This window comes from Bradyrhizobium sp. HKCCYLRH2015, assembly GCF_051168215.1.
Lineage (GTDB): Bacteria > Pseudomonadota > Alphaproteobacteria > Rhizobiales > Xanthobacteraceae > Bradyrhizobium.
Map to the genome: position 1 here is coordinate 321,535 of NZ_JBNPUO010000003.1, position 11,922 is coordinate 333,456.

Genomic DNA, 11,922 nt, shown 5'->3' on the forward strand with positions numbered 1-11,922 from the left:
CATCCTCAACTCCTCGTCATGGCCGGGCTTGACCCGGCCATCCATGCTTGACCCGCGGAGGGAGCGGTGTGGATGCCCGGGCCTTCGCCGCGCCGAAGCGGCTTCGGCCGCGCAGGCGGGTCAAGCCCGGGCATGACGATCGATAGACCTTCAATAGGTGACTCGTGCTTTCTTATGCTGCCAGGCGGATGGTCTATGCGATCCCGATCATCATCGGCGTAGCGCTGGTCTGCTTCATGCTCGTTCACATCACGCCCGGTGATCCGCTCGTCGCGGTGCTGCCGGCCGACGCGTCGCAGGAGCTCGCGCAGCAGCTGCGCGTCGCCTACGGCTTCGACAAGCCGCTGCCGGTGCAGTTCGGGCTGTGGCTGTGGCGCGCCGTCAATGGCGATCTCGGCAGCTCGATCGCGACCGGCCGGCCCGTGCTCGCCGAGGTGCTGCGCGCGGTGTCCAACACCGTGACCCTGGCGATCGCAGCGGCCATCATCGGCTTCTCGCTCGGCCTGTTCTTCGGCCTCGTCGCCGGCTATTTCCGCGACAGCTGGATCGACAAGGTCGCGACCTCGATCGCGATCGCCGGCGTGTCGGTGCCGCATTACTGGCTCGGCATGGTGCTTGTCATCATCTTCTCGGTCGAGCTGAACTGGCTGCCCGCGGTCGGCGCCGGTCCGTCCGGTTCGGGCGCATGGTCGTGGGACTGGGCCCATATCCGCTTCCTGGTCCTGCCCGCGATCACAACATCGGTGATTCCGATGGGCATCATCACCCGCACCGTGCGCGCGCTGACCGGCGACATCCTCAGCCAGGATTTCGTCGAGGCGTTGCGCGCGAAGGGCCTGCGCGAAACCCAGGTGTTCCGCCATGTGCTGAAGAACGCCGCGCCGACCGCGCTGGCGGTCATGGGCCTGCAGCTCGGCTACATGCTGGGCGGCTCGATCCTGATCGAGACGGTGTTCTCTTGGCCCGGCTCGGGCCTGCTGTTGAACTCGGCGATCTTCCAGCGTGACCTTCCGCTCTTGCAGGGCACGATCCTGGTGCTGGCGATGTTCTTCGTCATCCTCAATCTCGTGGTCGACATCGCGCAGGCCGCGATCGATCCGCGCATCAAGCGAGGCTAACGATGAGCGTCAGTCCCCCCGGCGCCATCGACGACGCCTCGCTGCAGGCCGCGCCGGTCGCGAACGCACGCGGCTATTGGGCGACCGTCGGTCGCCGGATCGTCCGCGACAAGGTCAGCATGGTCTGCGTCGCGATCCTGCTGCTGATCTTTCTCTCGGCGCTATCGGCGCCGTATCTGCATCTCGCCGATCCCTACCAGGGCTCGATGATCCGGCGCCTGCGCCACATCGGCACGCCGAACTATCCGCTCGGGACCGACGAGCTGGGACGCGACATGCTGGCGCGGCTGATCTATGGCGGCCGGCTGTCGCTGCTGATCGGCATCTCGCCGGTCATTCTCGCGTTCGGCATCGGCACCATGCTGGGCCTCGTCGCCGGCTATGTCGGCGGCTGGGTCAACACCGCGATCATGCGCACCATCGATGTGTTCTACGCGTTCCCCTCGGTGCTGCTGGCGATCGCGATCTCCGGCGCACTCGGCGCCGGCATCACCAACTCCATCGTCTCCTTGACCATCGTGTTCGTGCCGCAGATCACCCGCGTCGCCGAGAGCGTCACCACGGGCGTGCGAAACCGCGACTTTGTCGAGGCTGCGCGGGCCTCCGGCGCGAATGCCTTCACGATCATGCGCGCGCATATGCTCGGCAATGTGCTCGGGCCGATCTTCGTCTACGCGACCGGCCTGATCTCGGTGTCGATGATCCTCGCCGCCGGTCTCTCCTTCCTCGGCCTCGGTACCAAGCCGCCGGAGCCGGAATGGGGCCTGATGCTGAACACCTTGCGTACCGCGATCTACGTCAACCCCTGGGTGGCGGCGCTGCCCGGCGTGATGATCTTCGCGGTCTCGATCTGCTTCAATCTGCTGAGCGACGGCCTGCGCAGTGCGATGGATATCCGGAGCTGATGGGCATGGCCATTTTAAACAACGGTCGAACGGCATCGGCAGTGCACCTCTCCCCGCCTGCGGGGAGAGGTCGGATCGCATCGCAAGATGCGATCCGGGTGAGGGGGTACAGGTCTCACCACATACACTTCCCGTGCGGCTGCCCCTCACCCCAACCCTCTCCCCGTAAGAACGGGGAGAGGGAGCGCAGCGGCATCTGCCGCACCTACCTGGGTCTATCGCTATGAGTGAAGCAACAGCTGTCATGGGTCTTGCCCCGATCGAGGATCTCGGCGGCAAGGCGCAGCCATTGCTGCGCGTTGATGGGCTCACGAAGCACTTCCCGGTGCGCGGTGGCCTGTTCGGCGCGCGCAAGACGGTGCGCGCGGTCGATGATGTCTCGTTCGCGATCGGCAAGGGCGAGACGGTCGGCATCGTCGGCGAGTCCGGCTGTGGCAAGTCGACGACGGCGCGGCTCCTGATGCATCTGATGGACCGCGATGCCGGCGAGATCATCTTCGACGGCCGGCAGGTCGGCCAAGAGATGTCCCTGCGCGAGCTGCGCCGCGGCATGCAGATGGTGTTCCAGGACTCCTATGCTTCGCTCAATCCGCGACTGACGATCGAGGAGTCGATCGCGTTCGGGCCGAAGGTGCATGGCATGGCGGATGGCGCGGCGCGCGCGCTTGCCCGCGATCTGCTCGGCAAGGTCGGGCTGCGGCCCGCAACCTTCGCCAACCGCTATCCGCACGAGATCTCCGGCGGTCAGCGCCAGCGTGTCAACATCGCGCGCGCGCTGGCTCTCTCGCCACGGCTCGTCATCCTCGATGAGGCGGTGTCGGCGCTCGACAAGTCGGTCGAGGCGCAGGTGCTGAACCTGCTGATGGACCTGAAGCGCGAGTTCGGCTTGACCTATCTGTTCATCAGCCACGACCTCAACGTCATCAACTACATCTCCGACCGCGTGCTGGTGATGTATCTCGGCGAGGTGGTCGAGCTCGGCCCCGTCGAGCAGGTCTGGGCCAAGCCCGCGCATCCCTACACGCGCGCGCTGCTCGCTGCGATGCCGTCCTCCGATCCCGACCGGCGCACCGAGGTGCCGCCGATCTCGGGCGATCCGCCGAACCCGATCGATCCGCCTTCCGGCTGCCGCTTCCACACCCGCTGCCCGTTCGCCGAGGCGCCATGCGCGAATGTCGCGCCAAGACTGACGGAGCTGGATACAATGGGACATCAGGCCGCCTGCCACATGGCGATCCCCGGCTCGGGACACAGCCGGGCGCCGGCCGCCTGACGAGCGGACACCAGCAGCGAGAAGCGTCAATGACCAGACCCACGCCCCAGCAAGTCAGTGCCATCGCGGAGGCCTCCGGCCTGCCGATCGACAAGGAGGTTGCAACCCGGATCGCCGACTCGATCGGACCGGCGTTCGACAACTTCGCGGCCGTTGCCGGCACGCTGCCGTTCGACCTGGAGCCGGCGAGCTATGTCGTGGCGCAGACGCTGAAGGTGGGCCGATGAGCACCGAACCTGGCTTGATGACCCTGATGGACGTCGCGAAGGCGATCGCGGACAGGAAGCTCTCTTCGGTCGAGGTGACGCGCTCCTGTCTGCATCGCATTGCGCAGTGGCAGCCGAAGCTGAACGCCTTCATGGCGATCGAGTCCGAGCCGGCGCTGAAGGCCGCCGCCGAGGCCGATGCCGCGCTTGCCAAGGACGGCCCCAAGGGTCCGCTGCACGGCGTTCCGCTCGCGCACAAGGACATGTATTACGAGGCCGGCCACATCTCGACCTGCGGCTCGCTGATCCGGCGCGACTTCGTCGCAACGACGACCTCGACCGCGCTGCAGCGGCTGAAGGATGCCGGTTCGATCCGGCTCGGCACCTTGCAGATGGCCGAATTCGCCTACGGCCCGACCGGGCACAACGCGCATTACGGTCCGGTGCACAATCCCTGGAAGCTCGGCTACGTCACCGGCGGCTCGTCGTCCGGCTCCGGCTCGGCGGTCGGCGCGCGCCTGACGTTTGCGGCGCTCGGCTCCGACACCGGCGGCTCGATCCGCATGCCCGCGAATTTCTGCGGCGTCACCGGCCTGAAGGTGACCTGGGGCCGCGTCAGCCGCGCCGGTGCGATGCCGCTGTCGCAATCGCTCGACACGGTCGGGCCGCTGGCGCAGACGGCGGAGGATTGTGCGCTGATGCTCGGGCTGATGGCTGGTCCCGATCCGGAGGATCCCACCGCCAGCGCGGCGCCCGTGTCGGACTATGTCGCCGCCACCCAGGCCTCGATCAAGGGTCTCAGGATCGGTGTGCCCAAGGCGTTCTATGTCGACGACCTCGATCCTGAGGTGGCGCGCTGTCTCGATGCGACCATCGCGGTGCTGAAGACCGAGGGTGCCGATGTGGTTCAGGTCGAGCTGCCGGATCAGCGCCAGCTCACCGCAGCCTGCCAGCTCGTGCTCGCGGTCGAAGCGGCGGCCTTCCATAAGCGCTGGATGATCGAGCGTCCGCAGGACTATGGCCCGCAGGTGCTGATGCGGCTGCAGAACGCGCTCGCCGTCTCCGGCGTCGCCTATCTCGAAGCGTTGCGCTGGCGCGGTGCGGCCCTGGCGGCGCATGTCGCGGCAACCTCCGGCGTCGATGCCGTGATCGCGCCGGTGTCGCCGCTGGTGACGCCGTCGATCGCCGACAGCGATGTCGGCGGCGCGCCCGGCGCGGAAGCCGTGATCCAGCGCATCACCCGCTTCACGCGCCCGGTGAACTATCTCGGCCTGCCGTCGCTGGCGATCCCGACCGGCTTCACGTCGACGGGACTTCCGGTCGGCATGCAATTGATCGGCCGCTCCTTCGATGAAGCCACCATCCTGACCATCGGCGCCGCGTTCCAGCGCGCGACGGATTTCCACGCCAGGGTGCCGACGCTGCCATGAAGCGTAGCGCTCGCTCCTCACATTCGGTGTCGTCCCGGCCAAGCCTGACGTCGCGCAGCGACGGCAGGCGCAGAGCCGGGATCCATAGCCACCGGCCGTCGTTTTGCGATGGCTCGGAGTGGCGATGGTGCCGCAATTGTGGATCGGGAGTATGGGTCCCGGGTCGGCGCGCGACGGCGCGTTGCGCCGCCGTGCTTGCCCGGGACGACACCGAGTTTGTCAGGATCAGATTGCCATGACCAACCTCGTCGAGATCGACAACCTCACCATCCGCTTCACCGGCGAGCGCACCGTGCATGCGGTGAACGATGTCAGCCTGTCGCTCGGCGATGGCGAGGTGCTCGGGCTGCTCGGCGAGTCCGGCTCGGGCAAGAGCGTGACGATGCGGGCGCTGATGCGGTTGTTGCCGAAGAAGCGCACGCAGATCGCAGGCCACGTCAAGGTGCTGGGCCGCGACGTGCTGGCGATGAGCGATGACGAGCTGTCGCAGTTTCGCGGCCGCTCGGTGTCGATGATCTTCCAGGAGCCGGGGCTGGCGCTCGATCCGGTCTATACGATCGGCCGGCAGATCGCCGAGACCGTGATGCGCCACGAGGGCAAGAGCTACGCGGAAGCCTCCGCGCGGGCGCTGGAGATGCTCGACGTCGTCCGCATTCCCTCGGCCAAGCGGCGGCTGGAGTCCTACCCGCACGAGATGTCCGGTGGCATGCGGCAGCGCGCGATGATCGCGCTGGCGCTGGCGTGCCGGCCGAAGGTGCTGCTCGCCGACGAGCCCACCACCGCGCTCGACGCCACTGTCCAGATCCAGATCCTGCTGCTGCTGCGCGAACTGCAGCGCGAGTTCGGCATGTCCGTCATCTTTGTCACCCACGACATCGGCGTCGCCATCGAGATCTGCGACCGCGTTGCCGTGATGTATGCCGGAGAGATCGTGGAGCAGGGCAGCTTGCGCGATATCGTCCGTCAGCCCGTGCACCCCTATGCCCGGGGCCTGCTGGCTTCGACCATTCACGGCGCAAAACGCGGCGAGCGGCTGCAGACCATCCCGGGCACGCCGCCCTCGCTCGACCAGGCGCCGCGGAGCTGCTCGTTCGCACCGCGCTGCGGCCTGGCGCAGCCGCGCTGCGCGGAGGCGCCGCCGCCGAACGTCGCGCTCGGCCCGCAGCGGCTGGCGCGCTGCATCCTCGCGGAAGCTTCGGCAAGTGTGGCGGCAACGTAACGGTTGGCCCGAAACGCTCCATTCCCAGGCCGGAACTGTGCATCGCGTGTCGAAGCGTCGCGGTCGCCTCGCTAAGGTGCGGCAATGCGCGCCCTCGATCGGCCGCGCCGGTTGAGGACATGCCATGCACGTATCGAACGAAGGTATCTTGGTCATCCTGTTTGTCGGTCTGATCGCTGGCTGGCTGGCCGGCAAGATCGTCCGCGGCACCGGCTTCGGCCTGGTCGGCGACATCGTGATCGGGGTGCTCGGCGCCTTGGTCGCGAGCCTGATCTTCCCGCGGCTCGGAATCCGGATCGGGACCGGCCTCGTGTCGGAAATCGTCTATTCCGCGCTCGGCGCCATCATTCTCCTGCTGGTGGTGCGGCTGGTGCGGACCGGCGGGCGGCTCTAGGGCTCGCGATCCTGCGCGGCTGAACGTTTGCACCGGGCTATGCGACATACCCGAACACATCACTAATTTACGCTAAAGTGAGCATCGTTGGACGCTCACCGCGGGAATCAGTATATTTCGCCTTGTTTGCCGCCAGTTTGTGCCTTTGATCGGCGGTCATGCAGCTCATTTGATCAATTGAAGAGATGGTGGTGATGGCGGCCGCACCTCACGTGAGGCAATCCGAGCTCAGCGATGCCTTGCGCGGTTGCCGCAGCGCCTTCATCGGCGTCGGGGTGATGAGCTGCATCATCAACCTGCTGTATCTCACCGGCTCGATCTTCATGCTCGAGGTCTACGACCGGGTGCTGCCGAGCCGGTCCGTGCCGACGCTGATCGGCCTCATCATCATCGCCGCCGGGCTGTACGCCGCCCAGGGCGCACTCGACATGATCCGCAGCCGCATTCTCGGCCGGATCGGCACCGCGCTCGACGAGAGCCTGAACGCGCGGGTGTTCGACACCGTGGTGCGGCTGCCGCTGTCGGCGGGCGGCCGCAACGAGGGGCTGCAGCCGCTGCGCGACCTCGACAACATCAGGAGCTTCCTCGGCAGCCAGGGGCCGGGCGCGTTCTTCGACCTGCCGTGGCTGCCGCTGTATCTGGCGATCTGTTTCGCCTTCCACGTCATGCTCGGCGTCACCGCGCTCGCCGGCGCCATCATCCTCGTCACCTTGACGCTGATCACCGAATTCCTCACCCGCTCGCCGGCCAAGGAGGCGATGGGGCTCGCCGCGCGCCGCAACGATCTGGTCACCGCAAGCCGCCGCAACGCCGAGGTCCTGGTCGCGATGGGCATGACCGGGCGCATGCTGTCGCGCTGGAGCGAAACCAACGAGAAATATCTCGCCGGCAACCAGCGCGCCAGCGATGTCGCCGGCGGCCTCGGCGCCATCGCCAAGGTGCTGCGCATGATGCTGCAATCGGCGGTGCTCGCGGTCGGCGCCTATCTCGTGATCCACCAGGAGGCGACCGCCGGCATCATCATCGCCGGCTCGATCCTGAGCGCGCGGGCGCTGGCGCCGGTCGATCTCGCGATCGCGCATTGGAAGAGCTTCGTGGCGGCGCGCCAGAGCTGGCGCCGTCTCAGCCATCTGTTGCAGACGATGCCGCAGCGATCGGCGCCGACCCTGCTGCAGCCGCCGGTCGGCAAGCTCTCGGTCGAGGCCATCTCGATCGTCGCTCCGGGGGATCAGAAAGCGATCGTGCAGGACGTCAGCTTCGCGCTGTCGGCCGGCAACGGCCTCGGCATCATCGGTCCGAGCGCGTCGGGCAAGTCCTCTCTGGTCCGCGCGCTCGTCGGTGTCTGGCGTCCGGTGCGCGGCCATGTCCGGCTGGACGGCGCCGCGCTCGACCAATGGTCGACGGATGAGCTTGGCCGCCATGTCGGCTATCTGCCGCAGGACGTCGAGCTGTTCGCCGGCACCGTGGCGCAGAACATCTGTCGCTTCGACCCGAATGCCTCGGCCGAGGGCATCATCGCCGCTGCCAAGGAGGCCGGCGTGCATGACATGATCATCAAGATGCGCGAGGGCTACGATACAGAGATCGGCGAGCAGGGCGCGGCGCTCTCCGCAGGGCAGGCGCAGCGTGTGGCGCTGGCGCGCGCGCTCTATGGCAACCCGTTCCTGATCGTGCTCGACGAGCCCAACTCCAATCTCGACACCGAGGGCGACGAGGCGCTGTCGCGCGCCGTGCGCTCGGCGCGGGCGCGCGGCGCCATCGTCGTCGTCGTCGCGCACCGGCCGATCGGCATCGAGGCGGTCGATCATGTGCTGGTGATGAAGGACGGCCGGGCCCAGGCGTTCGGTCCGAAGGAGACGGTGCTGGCGCAGGTGCTGCAGCCGCGTGCGCCGTCGCCGATCAAGATCGTCTCGGAAGCCGGAGTGGCGAAGCCATGAGCAGTCAGGTCATTGCCGGTCCACTTCCTGGCGGCCGCAAGACGGAAAGTGTGCGCGAGTCGATCCGCCGCCACCTGCTGATCGGCATGGGCGTCGTCGTCGCGGTCGCCGGCGGGTTCGGCGGCTGGGCCGCAACGCAGCAGATCTCCGGCGCGCTGATCGCGCCCGGCCAGATCGTGGTCGAATCCAACGTCAAGAAGGTGCAGCATCCGACCGGCGGCGTGGTCGGCGAGCTCCGGGCGCGCGACGGCGACGTCGTCAAATCCGGCGACATCGTCGTCAGGCTCGACGACACCGTGACCAAGGCGTCTCTCGCCATCGTCACCAAGAATCTCGATGCGCTGCAGGCGCGCGCCGCGCGGCTGGAGGCCGAGCAGCGCGGCTGGGCCAAGATCCTGTTTCCGCCGCAGTTGCTGCAGCGCATGAGCGATCCCGAGGTCAAGAGCCTGACGGCGAGCGAGACCAAGCTGTTCGAGGTCCGCGTCAACGGCCGCATCGGCCAGAAGGCGCAGCTGCGCGAGCGCGTCACCCAGCTGAACGAGGAGATCGAGGGGCTCTCGGCGCAGGTCAGTGCCAAGGACCAGGAGATCGCGCTGGTGCAGAAGGAGCTCGACGGCGTGCGCCAGCTCTATGAGCAGCATCTGGTGCAGCTGTCGCGCCTGACCACCTTGGAGCGCGACGCCGCCCGGCTCAACGGCGAGCGTGCCCAGTTCATCGCGGCGCGGGCGCAGGCCAAGGGCAAGATCAGCGAGACCGAGCTGCAGATCATCCAGGTCGATAAGGACATGGTCAGCGAGGTGTCCAAGGATCTGCGCGAGACCACCGACAAGATCGGCGAGTTCGTCGAGCGCAAGGTCACCGCCGAGGATCAGCTCCGCCGCGTCGACATCCGCGCGCCGCAGGACGGCATGGTGCTGCAGTCCTCCGTGCATACCGTGGGCGGCGTCATCACCGCCGGCGATACCATCATGCTGATCGTGCCGCAGAGCGACGATCTCCAGGTCGAGGCCAAGGTCAACCCGCAGGACATCGACAAGCTGCAGGTCGGTCAGAAGACCTTGCTGCGGCTGTCCGCCTTCAACCAGCGCACGACGCCGGAGCTGAACGGCGTCGTCAGCCGCGTCTCGCCCGACGTCACCACCGACCAGCGCACCGGCCAGAGCTACTACACCATCCGCGTGTCGATGCCGCCGGAGGAGATCGCACGGCTCGGCGACGTCAAGCTGATCCCGGGCATGCCGGTGGAAGCCTTCGTCCAGACCGGCGACCGCACCGTGATCTCCTACCTGATGAAGCCACTGCACGACCAGCTGATGCGCGCGTTCCGGGAGAAGTGAGATCGTCGGCCGGTCGCTGAGTGGCCACTGGCGGCGCCCCAATTTCGGTGTCATCCCCGCGAATGCGTGGATCCATAGCCACAGGCGGAAGTCGGTTTGCGCAACCGGCGCAACACGCAGCCTGCCCCAAGACAGATCACGCGGTATGGGTCCCGGGTCGGCGCCCGCCGCCGCTTCGCGTCGCCGGGCTTGCCCGGGACGACAGCGGAGGCTATTCGCCGAGCTTCTCCAGCAACAACTCCAGCGCGCTCTTCGCGAACAAACGCATATTGGCGAAGCGGTCGTTGCTGCCGCTTTCCAGTGTCACCACCGCCGACGCTGGCCCGGCCACGGCAAAACACGCATGGCCCGCCGCATCCCCGTAGCGATTGCCGGCAGGACCCGCGGCGCCGGTCTCCGACACTCCCCAATCAGTGGCAAAGCGCGTCCTGATCTGCCGCGCCAGCAGCTCCGCATACGGCTCGGACGCCGAGCGGATCCCTTTCATCGCGTCGTCCGGAATGTCCATCAGCACGCGACGCGCGTCTCGCGTATAGACCACGGCGCCGCCGAGGAAATAGGCCGAGGCGCCGGGCACCGCGAGCAGCGACGCCGCGATCAGGCCGCCGGCGGAGGATTCCGCCACCGCGATCGTCTGCTTGCGTGCGACCAGCCGCGCCGCGACCTGACCGGCGATGGCAATCAGTTCATCCATGGCAAACCTCGCTCCGGCTCCCGCCGCACCGTCAAAAAAATGGGCGGCATCCGATGATGCCGCCCGCGACGTGAACAGACAACCCGATCAGGCGGCCACGGGTTCGCGCGCCGCGACCGCCTGGCGGCCGCCGCGATAGACCGTCATTGCCGCGATGATGCCGAGCACGGCGGCGCACATCAGCCAGTAGCCGGGCGAGGCCTTGTCGCCGGTCTTGTTGATGAGCCAGGTCGAGACCGCAGGCGTCGCGGTGCCGAACAGCCCAGCGGCCAGCGCAAAGGCGATCGAGAAGCAGGTGGTGCGGACATGCGCAGGCACGATCTCGACCAGGCAGCCCAGCATGGTGCCGCTATAGACGCCGAAATAGAACGAGAACAGCATTTCGACAGTGAGCAGCTTGCCGAAGCTCGGCGCCGCCGCGAGCCAGTGCAACGCCGGGTAGGCGGTGAGGAATGCCAGCGCCGCGATGGTCACGAGCACCGGCTTGCGTCCGATCCGATCCGACACCGCGCCGCCGACCGGATTCCAGAGAAAGTTGGTCACGGCGACCAGCAAAGTGACGAGCAGTGAATCCGACGCCGACAGCTTCAGCTGCTTGCCGAAGCCGGGACCGTAGACGGTGATGAAGTAGAACATCGTCGTGGTCAGCACGGCGATCATCATGCCGAGGATCACGATGCGCCAGTTCTCCAGCGCCGAGGCGAACACTTCGCGCGCGGTCGGGTGCTTCTTCATCGCGAGGAAGGCCGGCGTCTCCTCCAGCGTGCGGCGCAGGAAGAAGATCAGCGGAATGATCAGGCAGCCGATGAAGAAGGGAATGCGCCAGCCCCAGGCGGCCACGATGTCCGCCGGCATGGCCTGGTTGAGCACGTAGCCGATGACCGACGCGACGAAGATCGCGACCTGCTGGCTGGACGACTGGAACGAGGTGTAGAGGCCGCGATTGCCGGGCGTGGAGATCTCGGACAGATAGACCGACACGCCGCCGAGCTCGACACCGGCCGAGAAGCCCTGCAACAGCCGGCCGAGCAGCACGATGATCGGGGCCGCGATGCCGATCGTCGCATAGGTCGGGCAGAATGCGATGACGATCGTGCCGATCGCCATGATGCCGAGCGTCACGATCAGGCCCTGGCGTCGGCCGATCTTGTCGACATAGGCGCCGAGCACGATAGCGCCGACCGGTCGCATCAGGGCGCCGAGCCAGAACACGCCATAGGCATTGAGCAGCGATGCAGTCTCGTTCTCCGATGGGAAGAACGCCTTGGCGATGATCGGCGCGTAGAAGCCGAACAGGAAGAAGTCGAACTGCTCGAGGAAATTGCCGCTGGTGGCGCGCAGGATCGCGCCGATGCGCGAATGGATCGTGGCCGGCTGCGGGATTGACGTTGAGGACACGCGGGGAGACT

General features: G+C 67.1%; 11 protein-coding genes. 9 read left to right on the forward strand and 2 right to left on the reverse strand.

What is annotated here, in order from left to right:
• Positions 1–164 precede the first annotated feature (164 nt).
• From ACQR1H_RS09465 to ACQR1H_RS09505, 9 genes are all read left to right on the forward strand, one after another.
• Positions 165–1,118, forward strand: a complete 954-nt coding sequence (locus ACQR1H_RS09465; RefSeq protein ID WP_315805220.1) for an ABC transporter permease — start codon at positions 165–167, stop codon at positions 1,116–1,118.
• A gap of 2 nt (positions 1,119–1,120) precedes the next feature.
• Entirely contained in the window at positions 1,121–2,023 is a 903-nt protein-coding gene (locus tag ACQR1H_RS09470; protein ID WP_315805219.1) for an ABC transporter permease, read from the forward strand.
• A 223-nt stretch (positions 2,024–2,246) separates the two neighbouring features.
• Entirely contained in the window at positions 2,247–3,296 is a 1,050-nt protein-coding gene (locus ACQR1H_RS09475) for an ABC transporter ATP-binding protein (protein ID WP_434898477.1), read from the forward strand.
• 29 nt (positions 3,297–3,325) lie between these two features.
• Positions 3,326–3,523 carry a hypothetical protein gene (locus tag ACQR1H_RS09480; protein WP_434898478.1) on the forward strand — a complete coding sequence of 66 codons (198 nt, stop codon included), beginning with the start codon at positions 3,326–3,328 and terminating at the stop codon, positions 3,521–3,523.
• Complete coding sequence (locus tag ACQR1H_RS09485) at positions 3,520–4,932, forward strand: amidase (protein WP_434898479.1); 1,413 nt, start codon at positions 3,520–3,522, stop codon at positions 4,930–4,932. Before ACQR1H_RS09480 ends, ACQR1H_RS09485 begins: the two co-directional genes overlap by 4 nt.
• Before the next feature lie 235 nt (positions 4,933–5,167).
• The gene (locus tag ACQR1H_RS09490) at positions 5,168–6,151 is read left to right on the forward strand and encodes an ABC transporter ATP-binding protein (RefSeq protein ID WP_434890285.1); all 984 of its coding nucleotides are present in this window, start codon (positions 5,168–5,170) and stop codon (positions 6,149–6,151) included.
• A 124-nt stretch (positions 6,152–6,275) separates the two neighbouring features.
• On the forward strand, positions 6,276–6,545 hold the full coding sequence (locus ACQR1H_RS09495) for a GlsB/YeaQ/YmgE family stress response membrane protein (RefSeq protein ID WP_316182845.1): 270 nt from the start codon (positions 6,276–6,278) through the stop codon (positions 6,543–6,545).
• Positions 6,546–6,739: 194 nt separating this feature from the next.
• Positions 6,740–8,482 carry a type I secretion system permease/ATPase gene (locus ACQR1H_RS09500; RefSeq protein ID WP_434907468.1) on the forward strand — a complete coding sequence of 581 codons (1,743 nt, stop codon included), beginning with the start codon at positions 6,740–6,742 and terminating at the stop codon, positions 8,480–8,482.
• Positions 8,479–9,819 (forward strand): HlyD family type I secretion periplasmic adaptor subunit, encoded by a 1,341-nt coding sequence (locus ACQR1H_RS09505; RefSeq protein WP_315805212.1) that lies wholly within the window; start codon positions 8,479–8,481, stop codon positions 9,817–9,819. Before ACQR1H_RS09500 ends, ACQR1H_RS09505 begins: the two co-directional genes overlap by 4 nt.
• A 211-nt stretch (positions 9,820–10,030) precedes the next feature.
• Here the strand turns inward: ACQR1H_RS09505 and ACQR1H_RS09510 are convergent, their stop codons facing one another.
• Both ACQR1H_RS09510 and ACQR1H_RS09515 read right to left on the reverse strand, forming a co-directional pair.
• The gene (locus ACQR1H_RS09510) at positions 10,031–10,513 is read right to left on the reverse strand and encodes a CinA family protein (protein ID WP_316239416.1); all 483 of its coding nucleotides are present in this window, start codon (positions 10,511–10,513) and stop codon (positions 10,031–10,033) included.
• An 87-nt stretch (positions 10,514–10,600) separates the two neighbouring features.
• Positions 10,601–11,911 (reverse strand): MFS transporter, encoded by a 1,311-nt coding sequence (locus tag ACQR1H_RS09515; protein ID WP_316182847.1) that lies wholly within the window; start codon positions 11,909–11,911, stop codon positions 10,601–10,603.
• Positions 11,912–11,922 lie beyond the last annotated feature (11 nt).